This is a genomic window from Myxococcus sp. MISCRS1 (genome assembly GCF_026626605.1).
GTDB lineage: Bacteria > Myxococcota > Myxococcia > Myxococcales > Myxococcaceae > Myxococcus > Myxococcus fulvus.
Window position 1 is genome coordinate 10,608,331 of record NZ_JAPNKB010000001.1, and the last position, 22,883, is coordinate 10,631,213.

19 protein-coding genes are annotated in these 22,883 nt (G+C 70.8%); 10 read left to right on the plus strand and 9 right to left on the minus strand.

Going from position 1 to position 22,883, the window contains the following annotated elements:
* Positions 1 to 31: 31 nt before the first annotated feature.
* The 5 genes from OWM54_RS42160 to OWM54_RS42180 form a co-directional block, all read right to left on the minus strand.
* A complete protein-coding gene (locus tag OWM54_RS42160; RefSeq protein ID WP_420715396.1) occupies positions 32 to 1,384 on the minus strand; it encodes a sigma-54-dependent transcriptional regulator in 1,353 nt (450 codons plus the stop codon).
* A 67-nt stretch (positions 1,385 to 1,451) separates the two neighbouring features.
* A complete protein-coding gene (locus OWM54_RS42165; protein ID WP_267700988.1) occupies positions 1,452 to 2,795 on the minus strand; it encodes a sensor histidine kinase in 1,344 nt (447 codons plus the stop codon).
* Between the two features lie 12 nt (positions 2,796 to 2,807).
* Entirely contained in the window at positions 2,808 to 4,022 is a 1,215-nt protein-coding gene (locus tag OWM54_RS42170; protein WP_267700989.1) for an MBL fold metallo-hydrolase, read from the minus strand.
* Positions 4,019 to 4,630 carry a TetR/AcrR family transcriptional regulator gene (locus tag OWM54_RS42175; RefSeq protein WP_267700990.1) on the minus strand — a complete coding sequence of 204 codons (612 nt, stop codon included), beginning with the start codon at positions 4,628 to 4,630 and terminating at the stop codon, positions 4,019 to 4,021. The genes OWM54_RS42170 and OWM54_RS42175 overlap by 4 nt, the downstream gene beginning before the upstream one ends.
* A gap of 65 nt (positions 4,631 to 4,695) precedes the next feature.
* Positions 4,696 to 4,884, minus strand: coding sequence for a hypothetical protein (locus OWM54_RS42180; RefSeq protein WP_223783297.1), 189 nt, complete (start codon positions 4,882 to 4,884; stop codon positions 4,696 to 4,698).
* A 303-nt stretch (positions 4,885 to 5,187) separates the two neighbouring features.
* Here OWM54_RS42180 and OWM54_RS42185 point away from each other — a divergent pair, with 303 nt between their 5' ends.
* From OWM54_RS42185 to OWM54_RS42210, 6 genes are all read left to right on the plus strand, one after another.
* The gene (locus OWM54_RS42185) at positions 5,188 to 6,252 is read left to right on the plus strand and encodes an HlyD family secretion protein (RefSeq protein ID WP_223748587.1); all 1,065 of its coding nucleotides are present in this window, start codon (positions 5,188 to 5,190) and stop codon (positions 6,250 to 6,252) included.
* Complete coding sequence (locus OWM54_RS42190) at positions 6,249 to 7,010, plus strand: ABC transporter ATP-binding protein (protein WP_223748588.1); 762 nt, start codon at positions 6,249 to 6,251, stop codon at positions 7,008 to 7,010. The genes OWM54_RS42185 and OWM54_RS42190 overlap by 4 nt, the downstream gene beginning before the upstream one ends.
* Positions 7,007 to 7,945, plus strand: coding sequence for an ABC transporter ATP-binding protein (locus OWM54_RS42195; protein WP_267700991.1), 939 nt, complete (start codon positions 7,007 to 7,009; stop codon positions 7,943 to 7,945). Before OWM54_RS42190 ends, OWM54_RS42195 begins: the two co-directional genes overlap by 4 nt.
* Positions 7,946 to 7,949: 4 nt before the next feature.
* Positions 7,950 to 9,083: an ABC transporter permease gene (locus OWM54_RS42200; protein WP_267700992.1), complete on the plus strand. Its 1,134-nt coding sequence runs from the start codon at positions 7,950 to 7,952 to the stop codon at positions 9,081 to 9,083.
* Positions 9,084 to 9,099: 16 nt separating this feature from the next.
* Positions 9,100 to 10,236, plus strand: a complete 1,137-nt coding sequence (locus OWM54_RS42205) for an ABC transporter permease (protein WP_267700993.1) — start codon at positions 9,100 to 9,102, stop codon at positions 10,234 to 10,236.
* 111 nt (positions 10,237 to 10,347) lie between these two features.
* On the plus strand, positions 10,348 to 11,634 hold the full coding sequence (locus tag OWM54_RS42210; protein ID WP_267700994.1) for an MFS transporter: 1,287 nt from the start codon (positions 10,348 to 10,350) through the stop codon (positions 11,632 to 11,634).
* Between the two features lie 2 nt (positions 11,635 to 11,636).
* Here OWM54_RS42210 and OWM54_RS42215 read toward each other — a convergent pair whose 3' ends face one another.
* Complete coding sequence (locus tag OWM54_RS42215) at positions 11,637 to 11,831, minus strand: hypothetical protein (RefSeq protein WP_046713785.1); 195 nt, start codon at positions 11,829 to 11,831, stop codon at positions 11,637 to 11,639.
* A gap of 91 nt (positions 11,832 to 11,922) precedes the next feature.
* Entirely contained in the window at positions 11,923 to 13,146 is a 1,224-nt protein-coding gene (locus OWM54_RS42220) for a threonine aldolase family protein (RefSeq protein WP_267700995.1), read from the minus strand.
* A 178-nt stretch (positions 13,147 to 13,324) separates the two neighbouring features.
* Here OWM54_RS42220 and OWM54_RS42225 point away from each other — a divergent pair, with 178 nt between their 5' ends.
* The 4 genes from OWM54_RS42225 (at position 13,325) to OWM54_RS42240 (ending at position 18,315) form a co-directional block, all read left to right on the plus strand.
* Positions 13,325 to 15,097 carry a hypothetical protein gene (locus OWM54_RS42225; protein ID WP_267700996.1) on the plus strand — a complete coding sequence of 591 codons (1,773 nt, stop codon included), beginning with the start codon at positions 13,325 to 13,327 and terminating at the stop codon, positions 15,095 to 15,097.
* Between the two features lie 127 nt (positions 15,098 to 15,224).
* On the plus strand, positions 15,225 to 16,313 hold the full coding sequence (locus OWM54_RS42230; protein ID WP_267700997.1) for an endonuclease: 1,089 nt from the start codon (positions 15,225 to 15,227) through the stop codon (positions 16,311 to 16,313).
* A 58-nt stretch (positions 16,314 to 16,371) separates the two neighbouring features.
* Entirely contained in the window at positions 16,372 to 17,361 is a 990-nt protein-coding gene (locus OWM54_RS42235; protein ID WP_223748595.1) for a bile acid:sodium symporter family protein, read from the plus strand.
* Positions 17,362 to 17,388: 27 nt separating this feature from the next.
* Positions 17,389 to 18,315, plus strand: a complete 927-nt coding sequence (locus tag OWM54_RS42240) for a bifunctional helix-turn-helix transcriptional regulator/GNAT family N-acetyltransferase (protein WP_267700998.1) — start codon at positions 17,389 to 17,391, stop codon at positions 18,313 to 18,315.
* A 115-nt stretch (positions 18,316 to 18,430) separates the two neighbouring features.
* Here the strand turns inward: OWM54_RS42240 and OWM54_RS42245 are convergent, their stop codons facing one another.
* Together OWM54_RS42245 and OWM54_RS42250 are read right to left on the minus strand one after the other, a co-directional pair.
* Positions 18,431 to 20,797: a hypothetical protein gene (locus tag OWM54_RS42245; RefSeq protein WP_407940328.1), complete on the minus strand. Its 2,367-nt coding sequence runs from the start codon at positions 20,795 to 20,797 to the stop codon at positions 18,431 to 18,433.
* A gap of 177 nt (positions 20,798 to 20,974) precedes the next feature.
* Entirely contained in the window at positions 20,975 to 22,867 is a 1,893-nt protein-coding gene (locus tag OWM54_RS42250) for a methyl-accepting chemotaxis protein (RefSeq protein ID WP_267700999.1), read from the minus strand.
* Between the last annotated feature and the right edge of the window lie 16 nt (positions 22,868 to 22,883).

Genomic DNA, 22,883 nt, shown 5'->3' on the forward strand with positions numbered 1-22,883 from the left:
GGAACGACGTTTGTTCCCGAGCCGCCCGGGTTCAGCCCTTCCCCTCTCCGCCTTCCTCGGGGGCGCTGTCCAGTCCGTATTTGCGCAGCTTGTCGTGGAGCGTGGCCCGGCCAATGCCCAGACGCCGCGCCGCGCCACTGCGGTTGCCGCCCTCGATGCGCAGCGCGTCCAGGATGAGCCCGCGCTCGTAGGCCTCCACCCGCTCCTTGAGCCCCAGACCTGCCCCAGCCTCCTCGCCGCGAGGTGGCACCTCGGACTGCGCCATCGTCGCTGGCGCACCGGTGGTGACGGGGGGCGGCAGGAGGGCCAGGTCCAGCTCGCCGTCACTGGACAGCGCCACCAGGCTCTCCAGCGTGTTCTCCAGCTCGCGCACGTTGCCGGGCCATGGCAGCGCGGAGAGCTTCTCGAAGAACCCCTCCGGAAGCGCCAGGCGGCCCGTGTGGAAGCGGCCGCTGAAGCGGTCCAGGAACATGCGCGAGAGCACGGGGATGTCCTCCGGCCGCTCCCTCAGCGGTGGCACGCGGAGCTGCACCACGTTGAGCCGGTAGTAGAGGTCCTCGCGGAACTGTCCCTCCGCCGCGCGCTTGCGGAGGTCGCGGTGCGTCGCCGCCAGGATTCGCACGTCCACCTTCACGGGCCGGTCCTCTCCCACCGGGCGGACCTCGCCCTCCTGGAGCACTCGCAGCAGCTTGGCCTGGAGCGGCGGTGCCAGCTCACCGACCTCGTCGAGGAGCAGCGTGCCCCCGTCAGCCTCGCGGAACAGGCCCTGGCGCGACTTGACGGCCCCGGTGAAGGCGCCCTTCGAGTGTCCGAACAGCTCCGCCTCCGCGAGCTCCTCGGTGAGCGCCGCGCAGTTGAAGCGCAGATAGGGACGGTTCGCGCGCGGCGAGGCGCGCACCAGCGCCTCCGCCACGCGCTCCTTGCCCGTGCCGCTCTCGCCCGTGATGAGCACCGTCACGTCTCGCGAGCCCGCGCGCTGGACCAGCTGCGCCAGCCGCCCCATGGACTCCGAGGAGAAGACCAGCGAGCGCGACAGGTTGAGCTCTCCGGTCAGTCGCTCGTTCTCGTCCCGCAGGCGCACGGACTCGAGCGCGCGCGTGACGACGGCGAGCAGCTCGTCCACGTCGAAGGGCTTGCGGAAGTAGTCGTAGGCGCCGGCCTTCACCGCCTCCACCGCGAAGCGCTCCGAGCCATGCGCGGTGATGACGATGAGGCGCGGAGCCCTCGGCGTCGCGCTCACGCGGCGCACCAGCTCCAGGCCGTCCATCCGGGGCATGCGCAGGTCCGTGATGACCAGCTCGAAGGGACGCGCCGCGAGCTTCTCCAGCGCGGCCGCGCCGTCCTCGGCCTGCTCCACCTCCACGCCCCGCAGACTCCGGAGCATCTCCTTGAGCGTGAAGCGCACGCCCGCGTCGTCATCGACCACGAGCACGCGAGTCGTCTCGTTCGCCTCAGCCCGCACGCGCCACCTCCCGCTCCCGCACGCCATCGAGCGTGCCCGCGGGCAGCTCCCGAGGCAACATCAGCTCCGCGATACAGCCCCCCGTGTCCTCGTTGCGCAGCGTCACGTCGCCCCCGTGTTGCCGCGCCAGCGCGCGCGCCACCGTCAACCCCAGTCCCGAGCCCCGTGCCTTCGTGGTGACCCCCGCCTCGAAGACGCGGTCGACCAGCTCCGGCGACAGCCCCGTGCCCGAGTCACGGACGGTGACTCGCACGTCACCCGCGCTCCCCGACTCGACATCCATGGACACCTGGCCTCCCGGAGGGCTGGCCTCGATGGCGTTGTGGAGCAGGTTCATCACCACCTGCTTCACCTTGCGAGCGTCACACACCGCGAGCACCGGCCCGTCCCCACCGCGCGACAGCCGCACCTGGTGCTCGGTGGCCAGGCCCTCGTGGAGGACGAGCGCCTCGTCACACAGCGACGCCAGGTCCACCTGGTTGACCGAGAGCGGGACGAGCGGGCGCGAGAAGTTGAGGAACTCCTCCAGGATGCCCTGCATCCGCGTCACCTCGCCCGCGAGCACCTCCAGTCGCTCGCGAGGCTGCGCGCGTCCGTCCTCTCGGAGCATGAGCTGCGTGAGCCCCTTCACCGTGGCCAGGGGGTTCTTCAGCTCGTGGGCAATCTCTCCCGACAGCGCCTCCAGCGTCCGTGCGTGGGTGCGGTGCGTGGCGAAGAGCTCGTCACGCTGGAGGAAGGACTCGGTGAGCATGTCCTCGAAGGTGCCGCGGATGGCGGCGCCCACGATGTTGGCCGCGACGACCAGGAACAACATCCCCACGGCGATGGCGAACAACATCGCCTTGGGAGGCTCGCCCAGGAACGACAGGTGCAACGGCGGGGTCCACTCGAACAGGTGGGCCGCGGACAGGAGCGACACCAGGACCAGCTCCGCCGCCATCAACGCCCACCGCTGCCGCTGGGGCAGCACGGCGGCGCCCACGAAGGCGAGCGGCAACACCAGGGGCAGCAGCGGACTGGCCAGCCCTCCCGTGCCCCACGTCAGGCTCTGCTCCAGGAAGATGCCCACCGCGAGGTTGCCGGAGATGCTCCGGGTGGTGAGCCCCTCGCGCTCGTAGCGGCGCAGCTCGTAGAAGAAGAACGACAGCGCCACCACCACCTGCCCCACCAGCCAGTAGCGTCGCCAGGGCGCGCCATCCGCGAGCGCCGCGGTGGACACGGCGAGCATCAGCACCGCGCCGCCGTACGCCCTCAGGCGCACCATGCGCCCGAAGATGTGGGCGATGTGCTTGAGCTGGATGGCCTGGAAGCTGCGTCGACTTCGCGGTTCCATTTTCGCCTTCGGTCAGCGAGCGGCGGGCCCGCCTGGAGAGGTGACGGTGACAGGGCCGTCCATGCCCGTCGAGAGCACCGGATGCTGCGCCGCCGTCTCCCACGTCAGCGTGGGCCACCACTGCTCGCGGACGGGATCCGCGCCCGGCTCCACGCTCTGCCCCGGCCGGGGCAGCAGCAACGTCACGGAGGCGCTGGTGGCCGCCGCGCGCACCCGCTCGGCGGGCTCCGTCCAACCGTGGTAGGCGAGCCCGAAGAGGGCCCAGTGGATGGGCAGCATCACCTGCCCCCGTAGCATCTGGTGTGCCAGCACCGCCTGCTCCGGACCGATGTGCCAGTCCGGCCACGCCCGGTGGTACTGCCCCGTCTCAATCATCGTCACGTCGAAGGGTCCCAGCTTCTCGCCGATGTCCTTCATCGCCGGGAACAGCCCCGTGTCGCCGGAGAACCAGGCGCGGCGCGTGGGGCCCACGAAGGCGTAGCTGGCCCAGAGCTTGGCGTCGTTGTCGAACAGGTACCGGCCGGACGCATGGCGCGCGGGCGTGGCGACGATGTCCACCGCCCCCACCTTCGTGCGCTCCCACCAGTCGAGCTCCACGATGCGGTCCACCGGCACGCCCCAGTACTCCAGGTGCGCACCCACGCCGAGCGGGACGATGAAGACCGCCTTCGTCTGCTCCTTCAGCGCCACCATCGTCGGCTGGTCCAGGTGGTCGTAGTGGTCGTGGGAGACGACGACGGCGTCGATGGGCGGCAGGTCCTTCATCGCGATGGGCGGCTGGAACCAGCGCTTGGGGCCCGCCCAGGTGAAGGGGGACACGCGCTCGCTCCACACCGGGTCCGTCAGGATGCGCAGGCCGTCGAGCTCCACCAGCTGCGACGAGTGCCCCATCCACGTCACCCGCAGGCCCGACGCGGGCGGCGTCTGGAAGCGCTTCGGGTCGATGGGCTCCACGGCGAGCGGGGCCTGGGGGCTCGCATGGGGGCTGGCGTCGAGCAGTCCCCCGAACATCTCCCCGTAGTGGTTCACCAGGGGCTGTGGGTTCACGAAGCGCCCGTCCTTCCACTGGGGCGAGCGCTCCATGCGCGCCCTGCGCTCCCCCGTCGCCCGCTTGCCGAAGGCCGTGTAGCCATCCACGACCAGGAAGAGCGTGCCCAGCACCAGCGCCGCGCCCAGTCCCATCATCCCTCGACGCAGCACGCGTCGGGCCGTTCCTCGTGTCTTCATCGGGCTGCTCCCAAGGGCATGCACAGCGCGCGCACGGCGAGGGTCAACCCATCGACGAAGGCCTCGCGTGTGTCACCGCTGTGTTTGAGTCCTCGCGCCGTGGCGTTCAGCGTGTCCACGAGCTGCCGGGCGGACAGTCCCGCCGGCTTGTAGGCGGCCGCGAGCCCCGAGGCCCGCACCACCTTCGTCACCGCTTCCACGAACAGGGCCTCGTGCTGGACGACGACCTCGCGCGCGGCGGTGCCGTTCACCACCTCGGTCAGGTCCGACGCCCCCGCGCCCACGCTGCCCACGAAGTGTCCCATCCACGCGTCGAACCCGCGCACCAGCCGGGCCTCGACGGACAGGGAGCCGTCCGAGAGGCCCTCGCGGGCCCGCTGGAGCGCGCCCTCCATCGCGTGCCGCAAGGTGGCCTGGAACAGCTCCTCCTTCGTCGCGAAGTGGAGGTACAGCCCCTGGCGCGAGATGTCGGCGGCCCGGGCCACCTCGTCCATGGACGTCTTGCGGAAGCCGTAGCGCAGGAAGACGCCGAGCGCCGCGTCCAGCAAGCGGTGCCTCCGTGCGTCCTCCGCCGCGGGCCTGGCGGGAGTCTTCGTGTCCGTGCCCATTCTTGTCATATTTGACAAGATGGGCCCAGATTGTCAACTCGACCTGCCGGGCCCGTGGCTGGGGCTCAGCGGAGGCTGGAGCGGCCGCCGTCGATGGCGCGCAGCGCGGGCTTGGAGGTGCGACGGGCCGAGGCCTTGGGCTTGCTCGCCGCCTTCTTCTTGGGAGGCGCGGCGGCCTTGGGCTTCTGGGCCGGCAGGCGCTTGCGTGGGTGTGGGAGTGGCAGGCTGAAGAACAGGTACATGTCGAGCAGCATGGGGCCTCTTCGCCTTCGGGACTTGCGCGTGGAGCGTGGCGCGCGGCCGTAGAGCAATGGCGGTGCCACGGCGAGCGCAAGGTGCCATGGCGCTGCGTCCACGGGCGTGAAGAAGCATGAAGAAGGGATGTTGGACTGTCGTGGGGTGTCGGGCTTCCGGCGGGGGTGCCGGATATCCGGCGGGGTGGCCGCGCGGGACTCCGACACCTGGCGGGCGGCCCTGGTGTGGAAACCCTGGCATGCGGTTTGCCATCGAGGGCGGTCGTCACGCGGCGCGAGGCCGCGGCATCGAGGGGAGACTCCATGCGACGTGCCGTCGTGTTGTTCGTGGTCCTGGTGGTGGCGCTCGCCACGCTCCTGGGGGTGCGCATCCTGAAGGACCGACGGGCCGCGGAGGGACCCGCGGGGGGCTCGGGGGTGGTGGAGGGCACGGCGGTGGACCTCCGCGCCCGCATCAACGCCCGCGTGCTGTCGCGGCAGGTGGAGGAAGGCGCCCGCGTGGAGAAGGACGCGGTGCTCGTCACGCTCGATTGCACCGAGCCCGAGGCCGGGCTGGAGGAGGCCCGCGCGAGGTTGTCCATGGCCCAGGCGCAGGCGGACGCGGCGCGAGCGGCGGCGGTGGCCGCGAGCCGCAGCAGCGAGGCGGTGGCGGCGCAGGCGCAGGGAAGCCAGGCGCAGATCGCCTCGCTGGCGGACCAGCAGGGCCTGGCCCAGCGGCAGGCGGACCGGCTCCAGAAGATGGGGGATGCGACCACGGAGGCCGCGCTGGACCAGGCCCGCGCGCAGGCGCAGTCGTTGGAGCAGCAGCTCGCGGCGGCGCGCCATGCGAGCACGGCCGCGTCCCGTCAGGCGCGCGCGGCCACCGAACAGGAGCGCGCGAGCCTGCAGCAGGCGGAGTCCGCGCTTCGCGCCATCCAGGCCGCGGAGGCCACGGTGAGGCGGGCCCAGGTCGCCGTGTCGGAGTGCGAGCTGCGCGCGCCGCTGAGCGGAACGGTGGAGACGCTGGCGCTCGAGGTGGGTGAGCTCGCCCTGCCCGGCGCCGTCGTGGCGCGGCTGGTCGACACGCATCGTCCCAAGGCGACCTTCTATCTGCCGAACGCGGAGCTCGCGGCGGCGCGGCCGGGCCAGTCCGCCACGGTGCGCGCGGATGCGTATCCCGACCGGACCTTCAATGCCCGCGTGGTGACGGTGGCGCGCGAGGCCGCCTTCACGCCTCGCAACGTGCAGACGCGCGGCGACAGGGACAGGCTCGTCTATCCCGTGGAGGTGCACATCGAGGCGCCCGCGGACGTGCTGCTGCCCGGCATGCCGGTGGAGATCACCCTGGGCCCGGTGAACGACGCGGCGGTGGCGGAGCAGCGGCCATGAGCCCCTGCCCCGACGTGGACGTGTCGCTGGAGGACGTGCGCCGGAGCTTCGGGAAGGCCCTGGCGCTGCGAGGCGTGTCGCTGGCCGTGCAGCCCGGCGAGGTCTACGGACTGGTGGGTCCGGATGGCGCGGGGAAGACGACGGCCATCCGCTTGATGGCGGGGCTGCTGCTGCCGGACGCGGGGCGCGTGAGGATGCTCGGTGAGGACCCGGCGGACACCCGCTCGGCGGTGCGCGAGTCCCTGGGCCTGGTGCCCCAGCGCAACACGCTCTATGGCGACCTGAGCGTCGACGAGAACCTGCGCTTCTTCGCGCGGCTGTTCGGCCTGTCGCGCGAGGACTTCGCGGAGCGGCGCGAGCGACTGCTCGACATCACCCGCCTGGGCCGCTTCACGGAGCGGCGCGCGGATGCGCTGTCCGGAGGCATGTACAAGAAGCTGGCGCTGGCGTGCGCCCTGCTCCACCGGCCGCGCGTGCTGCTGCTGGACGAGCCCACCAACGGCGTGGACCCGGTGAGCCGCCGCGAGCTGTGGGAGCTGCTCTACTCGCTGGTCCACGAAGGCATGACGCTGCTGGTGTCCACGCCGTACATGGACGAGGCGGCCCGGTGTCATCGGGTGGGCCTGCTCTACTCGGGCACCCTCATCGCGGAGGGAGACCCCCGGGCCCTGGCGCGCGAACACGGCGCCGCGGCGTCCAACTTCGAGGCCGTGTTCCTGGCGCTGGTCGAGAAGCACACCGGCGGGAGGGCCGCATGACGCCGGCCATCGAGGTGCGTCACCTGACGCGCAGGTTCGGCGCCTTCACCGCCGTGGACGACGTGAGCTTCGACGTGGGGGCCGGGGAGATCTTCGGCTACCTGGGCGCGAACGGCGCGGGCAAGTCCACCACCATCCGGATGCTGTGTGGCCTCTTGCGGCCCACGGGCGGAGACGCGCGGGTCGCGGGCTTCGACGTGGAGCACGAGCCCGAGCGCGTGAAGGCGGGCATCGGCTACATGTCCCAGAAGTTCTCGCTCTACCTGGACCTGAGCGTGCGCGCGAACCTGGAGTTCTTCGCGTCCGCGTACGGTGCGCATGGGAAGGAGCTGCGCACGCGCATCGGCGAGATGGTGGAGCGCATGCAACTGGAGGCGGTCCAGGACGAGGTGACGGGCGCCCTGCCCGGCGGCATGCAGCAGCGCGTGGCGCTGGCGAGCGCGGTGCTGCACCGTCCTCGCATCGTCTTCCTCGACGAGCCCACCGCGGGGGTGGACCCGGTGCAGCGGCGCTCCTTCTGGGAGCTGATTCGCGACCTCGCGTCCCGCGGAACCACCGTCTTCGTCACCACGCACTACATGGACGAGGCGGAGAACTGCGCCCGGATCGGCATCATGGTGGACGGGAGACTGGTGGCGCTCGACACGCCGGCGGGCCTGAAGGCGACACACGCGCCGGGCCGGGTGCTGGAGGTGCGCGGGCCGAACCTGTCCGCGGCGCTCGACTCGCTGCGCGGCATGGACGGGGTGCTGGACGTGAGCCGCTTCGGTTCGGGGGCCACGGTGCGGGTGGACCCGGCGCGGCTTCCCTCGGAGACGCTGGCCGGGTGGCTGCGGGCTCGGGGCGTGGACCCGTTGGAGCTCGAGGACTCCGCGCCGACGCTGGATGACGTGTTCCTGGCGCTCACGGCCCGCGCCCAGCGGGGGGATGACTGACGCCATGGCCGCGACACGCGCGAATCATCGGGTGGGACGCATCCTCGCGATGGCGGAGAAGGAGGTGCTGCACATCCGCCGGGACATCCGCACCCTGTATCTGGCCCTGGCGATGCCGGTGCTGATGCTGGTGCTGTTCGGCTTCGGCATCAGCTTCGACGTGGACCACCTGGAGCTGGCGGTGGTGGACCAGGACCGCACGGACCTGTCACGCGAGCTGGTGCGCCACGTCACCGCGTCGAACGAGTTCGTCGTCACGCACGACGGCACCTCCCCCGAGGCCGCCCTGGGCGAGCTGCGCCGTGGCGCCGTGACGGGCGTGCTCCTCTTGAACAAGGGGTTCGCGGAGGACGTGAAGCGCGGCGGCGCGCAGGTGCAGTGGCTGGTGGACGGCTCGGACGGGAACACGGCGACCCAGGCGCTCGCGAAGGCGCAGGCGCTGGTGCAGATGGCGGGTCGCTCCATGGGGGGCACGGTGCTGCTCGCGGCGCCGCCGCTGGAGGCGCGCGTGCGGACGCTGTTCAACCCGGATGCGCGCTCGGCGATGTTCCTGGTGCCGGGGCTGGCCGCGTACCTGCTGGCCATCGTCGCGGTGCTCATCACCGCGCTGACGGTGGCGCGCGAGTGGGAGCGCGGCTCCATGGAGCAGCTCTTCGCGACGCCGGTGGGACGGTTGGAGATCGTCGTCGGCAAGCTGCTGCCCTACCTGGGCATCGGCCTGCTCCAGGTCCTGCTGGTGCTGACGGTGGGGGCCTGGGTGTTCGACGTGCCGGTGCGCGGCAGCCTCGTGGTCCTGGGGCTGGGCTCGGTCCTGTTCCTGGTGGGGATGCTGGGCCAGGGGCTGCTCATCTCGGTGGTGACGCGCAACCAGGTGGTGGCGACGCAGGTGGCGACGATGACGTCGGTGCTGCCGTCGATGTTGCTGTCGGGGTTCATCTTCCCCATCGAGAACCTGCCGGTGCCGCTGAAGCTCATCAGCACGTTGATTCCGGCGCGGTACTTCGTGGCGACGCTGCGCGGGGTGCTCCTGCGCGGCAATGGAATGTCGGTGCTGTGGCCTCAGCTGGTGGCCCTGGCCCTGTTCGCGCTCTTCATGCTGGTGCTGGCGACCCGCCGCTTCCAGCGGCGCCTGGATTGAAGGGAGGGACACGGACATGCATCCGCTGATGGTGCAGTACCGGGCCGTGGTGGTGAAGGAGGTGCGCCAGACGGCCAGGGACAGGCGCGTCATGGCGCTGCTGACGCTGGCGCCCCTGATGCAACTCTTCCTGCTGGGCTTCGCGGTGAACTTCGACGTGCGCCATGTCCCCACGGTGGTGGTGGACCGGGACAGGACGGCGGAGAGCCGCGACTACACGCGCTCCCTGCTCGCCGGGGACACGCTGGACCTGAAGGCGGAGCTCTCCGACGAGCGCACCGCCGAGGAGGCCTTGGAGCGAGGCGAGGCCTCGGTCGCGCTCATCATCCCCCGGGACTTCCAGAGGGATGTCTTGAAGGGCCAGGGCGCGCAGGTGCAGGCGCTGGTGGATGGCTCGGACCCGACGCGCTCGTCCGTCGCGGGGAACGCCGTGGCACAGTTCGCGGTGCTGCGCGCGACCCAGCTCGCCTCGGCGCAGGCGCGGCGGCAGGGAGACCTGCTTCCTCTCGCCCCCGTGGAGCTGGTGCCGCGCGTGCTCTACAACCCGGAGCTGGCCACGTCCGTGTACGTGGTGCCGGGCATCGCGGCGATGCTGCTGCTCATCGTCACCACCGTCATCATGGCCATGGGGTTGTCGCGTGAGCGTGAGACGGGGACGCTGGAGCAGCTCCAGGTGACGCCGCTGCGCCCCGGCATCCTGATGGCCGGCAAGGTGACGCCGTTCCTGCTCATCGGTCTGGTGGACGTGGGGCTGGCGCTGTGCGTGGGCGTGTGGGTCTTCGGCGTGCCGCTGCGTGGCAGCCTGACGCTCGTCACGGTGGCCACGCTCTTCTATCTGTTGTCCACGCTGGGCGTGGGGCTGCTCATCGCCACGGTGAGTCGCACGCAGCAGCAGGCGTTCGTCGGAGGTTTCCTCTTCGTGCTGCCGGCGGTGCTGCTGTCGGGGGTGATGAGCCCCGTCCGGGCGATGCCGGACTGGCTCGCGTGGGTGACGTACCTGAACCCGGTGCGCTACTACGTGGAGGTGCTGCGCGGTGTGCTGCTGCGAGAGGCGGGGCTGCCGGACTTGTGGCTGCAGCTGGTCCTGCTCGCCTTCTTCGGCATCTTGATGATGGCCGTGGCGGCGCGGCGGTTCCGGAAGACGTCCGCCTGAGGACGTGTGGGGTGGAGTCGTCAGGGGAGCGAGCGCTGCGGAGGCCTGCTCCCGTGCGCTCGCACTGAGACTGGAAAGCGCGCGGGGCGTGCGTTACAGGCGGGCACCAGCATGTCCGAGACCGCCGCCCCTGCCCTCTCCGTCTTCCGTCATCGCGATTTCCGCCTCTACCAGATCGCCCGGCTCTGCGCGGTGCTCGCGATGCAGGTCGAGTCGGTGGCCATCGGCTGGCAGGTGTACGAGGTGACCGGGAGCGCGCTGGCGCTCGGGTACACGGGGCTCTCGCAGTTCGTGCCCTTCCTGTGCTTCTGCCTGATTGGGGGACAGGTCGCGGACCGGTTCGACCGACGGAAGATCCTCGCCATCTGTCAGGGCGTGATGCTGCTGTGCAGCCTGGCGCTGCTGTCGTTCTCGCTGGGGCACATCCAGGATGTCCGCTTCGTGTACGGCGTGCTGGTGCTGTTCGGCACGGCGCGCGCGTTCTATGCGCCGGCGGGCTCGGCGCTCACGCCGCACCTGGTTCCGAAGGAGGAGCTGACGCGCGCGGTGGCGGTGAACTCCACCACGTGGCAGGTGGCCACCATCGCGGGTCCGGCGGTGGGCGGTGTGCTCTATGGGTGGGCGGGACCGACGGGCGCCTATCTGGGTTCGGCCACGCTGTGCGCGCTGACGGTGGTGTGGATCCTCTCGCTGAAGGTGCGGACGGGCCGGGCCTCCTCGGCGCCCCTGTCGTTCTCCACGCTGGTGGCGGGACTGGGGTTCGTGCGTCGGCAGCGGATGCTGTTGGGCAGCATCACGCTGGACCTGTTCGCGGTGCTGCTGGGTGGCGCGGTGGCGCTGTTGCCCATCTATGCGCGGGATGTGCTGCACACGGGGCCGTGGGGGCTGGGGCTCTTGCGGTGTGCTCCGGCGGCGGGCGCGGCGTTGGTGGCGGTGGTGCTGGCGATGCGGCCGCTGGGGGGACGGGCGGGCGTGAAGATGTTCGTGGCGGTGGCCATCTTCGGCGGGGCGACGCTGGTGTTCGGGATGAGCCGCTCGCTGCCGTTGTCGCTGCTCGCGCTGGCGGTGGCCGGGGCGGCGGACATGGTGAGCGTGGTGGTGCGTCACACGTTGGAGCTGATGGCCACGCCGGACGAGATGCGTGGGCGGGTGGGCGCGGTGAACATGATGTGCATCGGCGCCTCCAATGAGCTGGGGGAGTTCCGCGCGGGTTGGCTCGCGGAGCACGTGGGCGCGGTTCCCGCCGTGGTGACGGGCGCGGTGGGGACGCTGGCCATCGTGGTGCTCTGGGCCTGGGGCTTCCCCGAGCTGCGGCGCGTGGACCGGCTGGAGACGGCGACGCGAGGCACGCAGCCCGAGCCCCGGGAGGCCGAGGCTCCCGTGTCACAGGCAGGGTGAGGTCAGGCCGCGGCGCCCTCATAGCTGACGCGCAGGCCACGGTGCGTGACGGTGATGACGGGGCGGCCCATCCATCCGCAGTGCTTGCAGACGCCGCTGGGACCTGACGCCGTGACACGCACGGGCAGGTCCGATGCGCAGACAGGGCAACCCTCGGGAATCTTGAAGTCGCGCGATGCGGGGTGTGCTTCGGTCATGCATTTGAGGTAACGCAGACGTCGACCTCCGCAAGCACGCGGGCGGTGCTGGGAGCAGGCGGGCACACGAGGGGCCGTGCGCCGTGTCGCTTCAGGTGGCCTCGTCAAGGAGCCGGCGATAGGCGCTGACGATCTCCGCGTCGGTGAGGTCGTTGAGGCCCTCGGTGACTTCGAGATCGGTGTCGATGATTCCGGGGACGCGTGTGGGGGCGAAGCCTCCCAGCCAGATGCGTGACTGCTTCGCCTGGGCGAGGGAGCGGAGCGAGAAGGCTTGGGCGTCGCCGCGGACGTAGACGCGGAACATGTTCGTCTGGATGGGACGGGGTTGCACGGTGAGCCGTGGGTCCGCGGCCAGGGCTTCGCTCAAGGCCTTGGTACGGCGGAACAGCGCGGGGAGGCCGGCGATGGCGCCATCGAGACGCATCGCCGCGGAGGCGACGGAGGGATAGTGGTGGTAGAGGTTGCCGCCGTGTCGGTGGCGCCACAGGCGGGCTTCGCGGATGAAGTCCTCGCTGCCCACGAGCATGGCTCCGCTCAGCGCGCCGATGCGCTTGTAGAGGGAGACATAGACGGAGTCGAAGCCTCGGCAGATGTCGGCGAGGGGGCGGTCGTAGAAAGGCTGGCACTCCCACAGGCGGGCGCCGTCCATGTGCAGCTTCACGTTCTTCTCGCGACAGGTGCTTTTCAGCTCCTGGAGTTGTTCCCAGGTCTGGAGCTGACCGCCCAGCCAGCGCACGGGGAGCTCGACGCTGACGGTGCCGAGCGGGTCCGGTGAGTGTTGTACGTCGCGGGCGAGGAGCGGGCGCGTCCAGGGCGAGAGGATGACGTCGCGCAGGTTGTGGAGGACGACGTGGCTGCTGTCCTCGTGCAGCACGTGGTGCGAGGACGGGTGGAGGCCGACGTTCCGGTTGCCGCGCGCATCCGCGTAGATGCGGAGCGCGATGAGCTGGGCCATGGTGCCGGTGGGCATGTAACAGGCGGCCGGGAAGCCGAGCAGCGTCGCGAGCTTCTTCTCGAAGGACTCGACCAGCTCGCCCTGTCCGTAGAAGTCGCTGCCGGTGCCCTGGCGGCGCATCCATTCACCGATGGCGATGAGCTCCGCGGCGGGGTCGGGAGCGATGGTGCCGGTGACGGAGCCGCGACAGGCGCGGCGGATCGCATCGACCTCTGCGCGGGTGGGCGGAGCGGTCGCGGGCTTCGAGGCCTGGGGCTTCGCGGGGGCGGCGTGTGAGACGACGGGGGCGAGCAGCGCGCTCCCCGCGAGCAGGCGGGTCAACGCGAGGAACTCACTTCGGCTGAAGCGGTGGTGGGACATCGAGCACTCCTCGGGGCACGGATGATGATCCTCGCGCTCGAGCGTAATCCCGTGGCCCGTGTGACTTGGGCGATTCCCGCCTCTGGCACACGCAATCCCGGATGCGGACGTCCGCGCCCGAGTCACCCGTGCCCCGCCTTGATGCGCTGGAGGCTTTCGCGCGAAGGTGATGTCCACCATGGCGGAGAGCCCTCCTCGCGCGAACTCCTGGTGGACCTGGCCCCGTTCGCTCCTGCTGGCGCTCGCGCTGGGCACCCTCGTCTCCCTGCCCTCCCTTCGCGTCGGACTGCTGCTCGATGACCTGGTCCACCGTCTCGCCCTCTCCGGGCAGGTCGCCGGGCTGGGCGACTGGGGACCCCTGACGCTCTATGAGTTCGTGGGCGGACCTCGCACCGATCCACAGAGACTCCGTGAAGCCGGGCTGCTCCCCTGGTGGACCTCGGACACGTTGTCCATTCGCTTCTTCCGCCCCATCCCGAGCGCCCTGCTCTCCGCCGATGAATGGCTCTTCGGCGACGCTCCCCTCCCCGCCCACCTGCACAGCCTCGCCTGGTTCCTTGGTCTCGTGAGCGTGGTGGGCTGGCTCCATCGACGACTCCTCCCCGCCCCCGTCGCAGCGCTCGCCACCGTCCTCCACGCCATCGCCGCCGCGCACCTGTTCCCCGTCGCGTGGCTCGCCGCCCGCCATCCCCTGGTCTCCGCGCTGCTGGGCCTCCTCGCCCTCGCCGCGCACCTGCGCGCCCGTGAAGACAGCTGGGCTCCCGGTCGTGTCCTCGCGCCCCTCGCCCTCGCGCTCGCGTTGCTCTCGGGCGAAGCCGCGCTGAGCGCCGTCGCCCTCCTCGGCGCCTACGAGCTGTTCGGACGGCGCGACCCACTCCGCACACGGGTCCGCTGGCTCGCGCCCTACGCGGTCCTCGTCATCGCCTATCTCCTCTTCTACGCAACCCAGGGCTACGGCGCGCGCGGCAGCGGCGGCTACCTCAACCCCATCGCCGCTCCCGGCGACTTCCTCGCCACCCTCCTCCAGCGCGTCTTCATCCTCATGGGCGAGCTCGTCGTGGCCACCCCCTCCGACGCCGCCGCGGGCACCCCCGCCTCCCACGCGGGCTTCGCGGCCTGGGGCGCCCTCACCTCGGCCCTCGTCCTGTTGATGTTCCGCGCCATCCGCCCGCTCCTCTCCGAACAGGAGCAACACTCCCTCCACTGGCTCATCCCCGGAGGCATCGCCGCCACCCTCCCCGGCGCCGCCGGCATCATCGGCGGCCGGGTCCTCATGGTGCCGCTTCTCGCCGGCAGCGCCCTCATCGCGACGCTCATCCTCCGCGGCTGGACCGCCGCTCGTGAAGCCCAGCGCCCCCGTCGCCATCGATTGCTGCTCTGGACGGCCGTCAGCGCCCTCGTCCTCGGCCACTGTCTCCTGGGCCCCGCGTTCCGCGTGGGACTCGGCATCTCCCTGGGCCGCCTCGCCGACGCGCAGTGGCGCATCGCCCGCGAGGCGCCTCCTTGCAAGGGGACCCTCGTCCTGGTCGCCGCCGCGGACCCGAGCATCTCGCTCTACGTCCCCGCCGCCATGGCCCTCCAGGGCCGCGCCCCCCAGCACTACCGCCTGCTCAGCGCCGCACCCCATGACCACGTGCTCGAGCGGACCTCCGCCCACGCGTTCGACCTCATCGTGCGCGGCACACCCCGCAACCTGGGGTTCTGGGAGCAGGTCAACCGCGACGTGCCTCCGCCTCCAGGCTCACGACTGACGTTGGGCGACCTCCTCGTCACCGTGAAGGAGTCCACCGACACGGGCTTCACCCGCGCGAGCTTCGACTTCGGCCGACCCCTCGAGTCCGACGCGTTCTGCTTCGTCACCTGGAGCGACACCGGCCTGCGTCGAATCGACCTGCCCGCTCCTGGCCAACATCTCGCTCTGCCTTACAGCCGGGGTCCCGCAGGGATGTGAACACTCCCCCGCGAGGGGCTGTGCATGAGCCGACGCGGGCCCGGCAGGTCGATTGCCCGAGCCAGGGCACCGGCGCGCAAATCGCGCCACTCCACCCCTGCCCCAGGCCCTCATGACGCCACTCCGCATGCTCCGCCTCGCACCGCTCCTCGCTTGCGCCCCGTTGTTCCTCTCCGCCTGCAACGACGACAGCGACGATGACTCGCTGGAGCCCGACGAGGCGCAGTTCAAGGTGATGACCCGCAACATCTACCTGGGCGGCAACATCGAGCTGCTCGCCACCGCCCAGGCCCCCCAGGACATCCCCGCCCTCGCCGCGCGCATCTACACCACGGTCCAGGCCACCGACTTCGCCGCGCGCGCCAAGCTGATCGCGGATGAAATCCAGGCCACCGACCCCGCGCTCATCGGCCTGCAGGAGGTCTCCCTCTTCCGCACCCAGAGCCCGAGCGACTTCAGCAACAACCCGCTGCCCAACGCGACCACCGTGACGTACGACTTCCTGGCCATCCTCCAGGCCGAACTCCAGGCCCGGGGCCTGAGCTACCGCGTCGCCGCCACCATCCAGAACGCGGACGCTGAGGTCCCCGCGGCGCTCGCCGGCAACGCCACCGACCTCACCGATGTCCGCCTGACGGACCGCGACGTCATCCTCGCGCGGGGCGACGTGCAGATCGCCAACGTGGAGACCGCGAACTTCGCCTTCGCCCAGGACGTCCCCGTGGGCGGCGCGTCCATCCGCTTCACGCGTGGCTATGCCAAGCTCGACGCCACGCTGAACCGCGTCCCCTTCACCTTCGTCAACACCCACCTGGAGACGCTCCGCCCCGGCAACGAGAACCAGGCCGCGGAGCTGGCCGCCCTCGTCAACACCTACAAGCGGCCGCTCATCGTCGTCGGCGACATGAACACCGGCCCGGGCGCGGTGACCACCGGCTACGACACCCTCGTCAGCGCGAACACCGGACTGGTCGATGCCTGGACGCGCGTGGGCACCGGCGACGGCTTCACCTGCTGCTTCAGCGAGACGGTGAGCGACACCACCACGGCCGCGCTCGACGAGCGCATCGACCTGGTGCTGTTCGCCGACGATGACGACGACATCGACGTGCGCTCGGCCATCATCGTCGGCAACCAGCTGGACGACCGCAACGCCGCGGGCCTCTGGCCGTCCGACCACGCGGGCGTGGTGGTGGAGTTCCGCGTCGAGCGCTGAGGGGGTGACACACGGAGGGCTGGAGGTCTCCCGGGTCCGGGAGTATTCAAGCCCCCACATGTCTCTTCGCCTCATCAAGCGCCTGTCGCGGGACTGGTTCCTCCTGGGGATGCTCGGTGCCGTGGGGCTCGCGCTCCTCTTCCCCGACTTCGGCAGGTCCGGCGGCGCGATGCACGCCGACGTCGTCACCAACGTCGGCATCTTCCTGGTCTTCTTCCTGCACGGCCTGGGCATGCCCACTTCCCAGCTCAAGGCCGGCGCCCTCCAGTGGCGGCTGCACGTGCTGGTGCAGTCGTTCACCTTCCTCGTCTTCCCCGCGCTCTGGATGGTGCTCAACCTCACCGTGGGCCGGTGGGTGTCGGACGAGGTGTCGCTCGGCTTCCTGTTCCTCTGCGCCGTGCCGTCCACCATCTCCTCTTCCGTGGCGATGACCGGCGTGGCCCGGGGCAACGTGGCGGGCGCCATCTTCGACGCGAGCCTGTCCAGCCTCCTGGGCATCGTCCTCACCCCGCTCATCGTCGGCCTGCTCGCGCAGACCACCGGGGCGCGCCTGTCCATGGGCGAGGCCATCCTCAAGCTGTCCGCGCTGCTGCTGTTGCCCCTGGCCCTGGGACAGCTGGCCCGGCCGCTCCTGGGCGCGACGTTCGCCCGCCATCGCAAGTACACCAACGGCATCGACCGGCTGTTCATCCTGGTGCTCGTCTACGCGTCCTTCTGCGACTCGGTGGCCTCCGGCATCTTCGGCCTCCACGGCGGCGCCACCCTGGCGCTGGTGCTCGGAGGGGCGGCGCTCATCCTGGTCATCGTCCTGACGCTGAGCACCCAGGCCGCGCGGCGACTGGGCTTCGACAAGGAGGATGAGATCGCCGCGGTGTTCTGCGGCTCGAAGAAGACGCTCGCCTCGGGCGTGCCCATGGCGCGGCTCCTGTTCGGCGCGCACCCGGCCCTGGGGCTCATCGTCCTGCCCCTGATGTTCTACCACCAGCTCCAGCTCCTGGTGTGCTCGGTGCTCGCGGAGCGCTACGCGGCCCGCCCACAGGGGCCCTGAATCGGCGATGCTACGCGGATGGCACCGATGCGACGTGACCCCACCGTGGCGGCGGTTCGGCACTTCAACCGCTTCTACACGCAGAAGATCGGCGTGCTGGACGAAGGCCTGCTCCACAGCGAGTTCTCGCTCACCGAGGCGCGCGTCATCTACGAGCTGTACCACCGCGAGTCCCCCACCGCGACGGAGCTCAGCCGCGAGCTGGCGCTCGACGCGGGCTACCTGAGCCGGCTGTTGCGCAACTTCAGCAACCAGGGCCTCATCGAGAAGGTCCCCTCCGCGCTCGACGCCCGCCAGCACCTGGTGCGGCTCACCGACAAGGGCGAGCAGACCTACCACCGGCTCAACAGCCGCTCCAACGACTCCATCCGCGCCCTGCTCTCCCCGCTGCGCGCCGACGAGCGCCCGCGCCTCCTGGACGCGATGCAGACCATCGAGGAACTCCTGGGCGAGCGCTCCACCCAGGCCGCCCCGGCCCACGTCGTCCTGCGCGAGCACCGCCCCGGGGACATGGGCTGGGTCGTCCAGCGCCACGGCGTCCTGTACAGCCAGGAGTACGGCTGGGACCTGCGCTTCGAGGCGCTGGTGGCCGGCATCACCTCGCGCTTCATCCAGGAGCGGGACCCGGCTCGGGAGCGCTGCTGGATCGCCGAGCTGAACGGCCGCCCCGTCGGCTCGGTGTTCCTGGTGCGCGACACCAAGACGGTGGCGAAGCTGCGCCTGCTGCTCGTGGAGCCCTCGGCCCGGGGCCACGGCGTCGGCACGAAGCTGATGGACGCCTGTCTCCAGTTCGCCCGCGAGGCCGGCTACCGCAAGGTGCGGCTGTGGACGGAGCAGCAGCTCCACTCGGCGCGCCGCATGTACGAGCGCGCGGGCTTCACGCTCGTGGGCAAGCAGCCGCACGCCATGTTCGGCGAGGGCCTGATGAGCGAGACGTGGGAGCTGAAGCTCTGAACGAAGAAGGCGGCCCCACGCGTGAGCGCGAGGCCGCCGGGAGGACCCCGGGCGACGGTGGGAGCGCCCCGCGCGAGCGCGCCCCACCTTGCCGGAGGTCAGGGTGAGCGCCGGACTACAGCGGGCTCACGCAGGTGCAGGTGCTGGCCGCGCCGTAGCAGGCGGCGCTGCTGCCCGCGGCGACGACGGAGTAGCAGGTGTTGTGGCCGGAGAGGACCTCGCCGTCCACGTAGTTGGTGGCCGTGGTGGTGGCGACGCGCGCCTTGCCGTACTGGCAGCCGTTGATGCCGTCCGACTTCATCACCCAGTACTGGGTCGCGCCGCTGACGGCGCTCCAGCTCAGGGAGACCTGGCCCGTGGCCGGCGTCACCGTGACGGTGGGCGCCGCCGAGGGGCCGCCCGAACAGCCGCTGTTCACCGGCGCCGGGGTGGAACAGGCGATGTTGTGGCGGTTGAACGCGTTGTAGATGGCCGTCATGTGCGGCGTGCCATCGTTGATGTTGCCGTTGTCGTCGTCCGCCGCCAGCCACTGCTTGTAGCCGTTGGTGGCCGCGCAGCCGTCGGACGTGCCCGCCGTGCAGTTGCAGGCGTGCCACGAGCCGATGTTGCCGCTGCCCTGGTAGAACACCTTGTTGCCGATGTTCTGCGCCGTGTTCCAGTCGTAGTTGAACGGCGCCGAGCGCAGGTCCCGCGCGATGAAGTCCCACGCGGCCTGACGCACGGGGGACGCGGCGCAGTGCACCTGACGGCTGCAGGGGCCGGTGCCGCTGGAGCAGCGCGTGCAGACGAAGTTCTGCGGGGTGGTGGGCGTGGGCGGGTTGTGGGCCGCGTAGTCGGCGTCCCGGACACCCGAGCAGTTGGTCGCGCACCAGGCCCCGCCCGTCTGCGCCTCGTTGACGTTGTAGCCCGTGCCATCGGCCGTCATGCCGCAGCCGTTGTTGAGCGTCTGGAAGAAGCCGTAGCCCACGCACGAGGCCGGAGACTGGCCGGAGGTCGGCGTGGCCGACGGGTTGAACGGCAGGCGGTACATGGACGCGATGTCGGCGTAGGCCTCGCTGGAGTTGCTCAGCGTGCCGGCCGTGTCGTTGTCATCCATGCCGTGGCCCCACTCGTGGTCGAACACGGCGGCAATCTCACCCGTGTTCCGGCAGCCACCGCCGCTGCGGTAGAAGTTCACGGTGGAGCCGTTCCAGAAGGCGTTGCAGGTGCTCTGGATGTTGACGTTGGCCGTCATGGACGCCTGCAGCCAGGTGTTGGTGGGCAGCCAGCCGCGCGCCAGCTCCTTGATGCGGTTGAGCTCGTAGAACGCGCTGCGGGTCGCCGCCGTGTTGCCGCTCGTCGGCGACGGGCAGGTCACGGTGCCGGTGCCCAGGTTGATGTTGCCCGCGCCGGACGCGCTGAGCGAGCCACAGGTGTCGGAGAGGCGGATGTACCGGCCGTTGAGCGTGGTGGTCGTCGTGCCGGAGGTGTAGTTGTAGACGCCGTAGCCGTCCGTGTAGACGCCGGTGCCCACGTTGGCCCAGGGCATGGGGTAGTTGGGCTGGTGGGCGCCGCAGAACGAGCCGGGCGTGCACGGGTTGGGGATGCCCGTGTTGGTGAACACGTAGGCGCCGCCCGTCACGGACTGGTCGAAGTAGTGGTTGTCGTCCTCGAGCGCGAGCACGTCACCGGTGGCCGCGTCCACGGTGACCTTCCAGCGCTCGTGGCCCTCGGTGGTGGTGAAGCCGTACGTCCACACCAGCTGGTGCGTCATGCCCCGGCCGAAGCCCGCGTTGGGCACGGACACCGGCGTCACCTCCAGCGTGGGCTCCTTCCAGATGCCCTCCGGGCTCTCGTACAGGCCGAAGCGCTCGTGCGCGAGCACCGTGGCCTTCTCCGCGTCCACCAGCGGCATCGGTGACACGCCGATGTTCGCCCAGGACTCGGTGCCCAGGAGGATGAGGTTGCCGTGGCTGATGGTGGCCGCCAGCCGCCCGTACCGCACGGGGATGCCCTGGTACTGCTGCGGGATGGAGACCTGCCACAGGTCCGGGGTGATCTGATCCGCCCGGGCCTCGCCCAACTGCAGCAGGTCCACGCCCACCGCGGCGCGGTTGGCCTCCACGAACTTGAAGACGAGGTCGGCCACGACGGCCCCGTCCACCTTGTCGACCGAGCGACCCAGCTGCCGGCCCAGGCTCCCCAGGGTCAGCTTGTTGCCCACCCCGTTGCCGGGGATGAGCGGGACGGCGCCCTGGATGTTGGCGGCCGTCCCCGTCACGACGTCGATGTAGATCTCGAAGTTGTTCCCGTTGCGGGCGAAGAAGTCGTCCCAGACCTTCTTGCTGTCAGGGCCCAGCTTCGGCAGGGCCTCGGACAAGGGCACCTGCCCGCTGGCCAACGACAGCTCGGGCTTGAAGAACGCCTGGGAGGCCAGGGCGCCCTTGGGGGAGTTGTCCGTGGGATTGAAGCCCCACGCCTGGGACGTCGCCATCACTGCCATGCATACGGCGGCTTTCACGACGCTGCGCATTGCGGTGCTCCTTCACGTGAAGGACCAACGAAACGGGGACTCCATGGGGCCGGGATTGGCCCAAGGAATCCCCGGGTTGCGCATAATCCAGATTTGCACGGAGAGTGCTTTAGATTGGCACTGAAAGTGTTTCCCGCAAGACTTTGACTAGACGCGGTACGTGGCCGCCACGGTGTCCATCTGAGCGGCGACCTCCCGCAGGGAGGCGGTGATGCGCTGGGCGGCCTGAAGGCCTTGCATGGACTCCTCCATCATCCGGGACAGGTCGGTGACGGCGGTGAAGATCTGCGCCACGCCGGCGTTCTGCTGGGTGACGGCGGCGGCGATCTGCTGAGCGGCGGAGGCGTTGTCCTGGATGATGCCGGTGAGCTCGCGGAGGCTGTCGCCGCTGGCGCGCACCTGGGTGAGGCCCGTCTCCGCGCTGCCCTGGCTCTGCTCGGCCTGGGTGACGGTGGACTGGATGGAGCGGCGGATGTCCTCGAGGATCTCCCGCACGCGGCCGGTGGAGGTGATCGACTGGTCGGCGAGGCTGCGGATCTCGCGCGCCACCACGCCGAAGCCCTTGCCGTGCTCGCCCGAGCGCACGGACTCGATGGCCGCGTTGAGGGCGAGCATGTTGGACTGGTCGGCCAGGTCCTTCACCGTCTGGGTGATGCCGCCAATCTGCTGGGTGCGCTCGTTGAGCGCGGCGATGCTGCGGGCGACGACGCCCACCTGCTCGCGCAGCTCCTCGAAGCCCTGGAGGCTGGCGGAGACCGTGGCCTCGCCGGCCTGGCCCACCTCGCGGGCGCGGGCGGTGACGCCGAGCACGGCCTGGGAGCGCTCGGCGGCCATCAGCGAGGTCTGCTTGATCTCCTGCGCGGTGACCTGCGTCTCCTGGAGGGCGGCGGCCTGCTTCGTCAGCGTGCGCTCCTGCTGGGCGGCGGCGGCGGTGAGCTCGGAGACCGTCTGGCTGAGGACCTTGGTGCCCGCCTGCAGGCCGCGGGTGGACTCGCGCAGGTGCTCCATCATCAGGGCGAAGGCGGAGGCGAGCTCCCCCACCTCGTCGCGCCGGGTGGAGACGTCCACGCGCTGGGTGAGGTCGCCCTCGCGCACCACGCGGGTGACCACCTGGCTCAACCGGGAGATGGGCCCAGTGGCGCCGCGCGCGAGCAGGAAGCCGCCCACGCCGGCCACGACGAGCGCCAGCGCCGTCAGCCCCACGGCCACCCTGCCCGCCTCCGCCAGCGGCGCGTACGCGTCCTCCGGGTCCACGGTGGCCACGAAGCGCCAGCCGTCGCCCACGTCCCGCACGCTGCTGGCGTTGACCGCCTCCACGCTGACGACGTCATCGGGCCGGGCGATGTCCCGCTCGTGCGTGTCGAAGAGCGTGGTGCCCTGCGCGTCCAGCACCTCCAGCGCGAAGCTCTTCTGGCCCCGGGCGCGGGAGCGCTCCAGCGCGGGCGCCACCACCTCGCCCACCTGGCTCCACTCGTAGGCGGCCAGCAGCACGCCGATGCGCGCGCCGCTGATGGGGCTGAGCACGGGCACGGCCAGCGGGAGCACGGTGCGCTCGAAGAACGGGTCCACCTTCGTGAAGCCGGTGATGTCCTGGGTGCCGTTGAGCGCGGCCTTGAACCAGGGCGCGGCGCGCACCTGGCTCTCGCGGCCCTCGTAGGCGCGTCGCAGCTTCTCCTCGCTGGCGGACACCGCGCGGCCGTCCTCGGTGAAGAGCACCAGGCCCGCGAACGAGGGGTGGCGCTTCTCCAGGGAGACGAGCACCGCGTCGCTCTTCTCGAAGGTGTCGAACAGCAGCGCGCCGCGGAGGATGGCGTCCTCGGACCAGGAGCGCGCGTTGGCCTCGCGCTCCACCAGGGCGCTCTCCACCAGGTCTCTCAGGCCCTGGGCCTCCACGCGCAGGGTGGCGTGGATCTGGTCCTGGAGGTTGTTGAAGACGAAGACGCGGCCCAACAGGTTGAAGGGCAGCAGGGCCCCGAGCGTGAGCAGGGCGACGGCCACCGTCAGTCGGGTACGAAGGGAGAGTCCGTCGAAGAGGCGCATGGGGTGGCGGCGGGAC

What these genes read in the sequence shown, in the direction of transcription:
- OWM54_RS42195 (WP_267700991.1), top strand. Translation starts at nt 7,007, where the DNA reads ATGACGCCGGCCATCGAGGTGCGTCACCTGACGCGCAGGTTCGGCGCC.
- OWM54_RS42250 (WP_267700999.1), bottom strand. Translation starts at nt 22,867, where the DNA reads ATGCGCCTCTTCGACGGACTCTCCCTTCGTACCCGACTGACGGTGGCC.
- OWM54_RS42245 (WP_407940328.1), bottom strand. Translation starts at nt 20,797, where the DNA reads ATGGCAGTGATGGCGACGTCCCAGGCGTGGGGCTTCAATCCCACGGAC.
- OWM54_RS42185 (WP_223748587.1), top strand. Translation starts at nt 5,188, where the DNA reads ATGCGACGTGCCGTCGTGTTGTTCGTGGTCCTGGTGGTGGCGCTCGCC.
- OWM54_RS42200 (WP_267700992.1), top strand. Translation starts at nt 7,950, where the DNA reads ATGGCCGCGACACGCGCGAATCATCGGGTGGGACGCATCCTCGCGATG.
- OWM54_RS42235 (WP_223748595.1), top strand. Translation starts at nt 16,372, where the DNA reads ATGTCTCTTCGCCTCATCAAGCGCCTGTCGCGGGACTGGTTCCTCCTG.
- OWM54_RS42225 (WP_267700996.1), top strand. Translation starts at nt 13,325, where the DNA reads ATGGCGGAGAGCCCTCCTCGCGCGAACTCCTGGTGGACCTGGCCCCGT.
- OWM54_RS42160 (WP_420715396.1), bottom strand. Translation starts at nt 1,384, where the DNA reads ATGCTCCGGAGTCTGCGGGGCGTGGAGGTGGAGCAGGCCGAGGACGGC.
- OWM54_RS42240 (WP_267700998.1), top strand. Translation starts at nt 17,389, where the DNA reads ATGCGACGTGACCCCACCGTGGCGGCGGTTCGGCACTTCAACCGCTTC.
- OWM54_RS42220 (WP_267700995.1), bottom strand. Translation starts at nt 13,146, where the DNA reads ATGTCCCACCACCGCTTCAGCCGAAGTGAGTTCCTCGCGTTGACCCGC.
- OWM54_RS42170 (WP_267700989.1), bottom strand. Translation starts at nt 4,022, where the DNA reads ATGAAGACACGAGGAACGGCCCGACGCGTGCTGCGTCGAGGGATGATG.
- OWM54_RS42230 (WP_267700997.1), top strand. Translation starts at nt 15,225, where the DNA reads ATGCTCCGCCTCGCACCGCTCCTCGCTTGCGCCCCGTTGTTCCTCTCC.
- OWM54_RS42175 (WP_267700990.1), bottom strand. Translation starts at nt 4,630, where the DNA reads ATGGGCACGGACACGAAGACTCCCGCCAGGCCCGCGGCGGAGGACGCA.
- OWM54_RS42215 (WP_046713785.1), bottom strand. Translation starts at nt 11,831, where the DNA reads ATGACCGAAGCACACCCCGCATCGCGCGACTTCAAGATTCCCGAGGGT.
- OWM54_RS42210 (WP_267700994.1), top strand. Translation starts at nt 10,348, where the DNA reads ATGTCCGAGACCGCCGCCCCTGCCCTCTCCGTCTTCCGTCATCGCGAT.
- OWM54_RS42205 (WP_267700993.1), top strand. Translation starts at nt 9,100, where the DNA reads ATGCATCCGCTGATGGTGCAGTACCGGGCCGTGGTGGTGAAGGAGGTG.
- OWM54_RS42180 (WP_223783297.1), bottom strand. Translation starts at nt 4,884, where the DNA reads ATGCTGCTCGACATGTACCTGTTCTTCAGCCTGCCACTCCCACACCCA.
- OWM54_RS42165 (WP_267700988.1), bottom strand. Translation starts at nt 2,795, where the DNA reads ATGGAACCGCGAAGTCGACGCAGCTTCCAGGCCATCCAGCTCAAGCAC.
- OWM54_RS42190 (WP_223748588.1), top strand. Translation starts at nt 6,249, where the DNA reads ATGAGCCCCTGCCCCGACGTGGACGTGTCGCTGGAGGACGTGCGCCGG.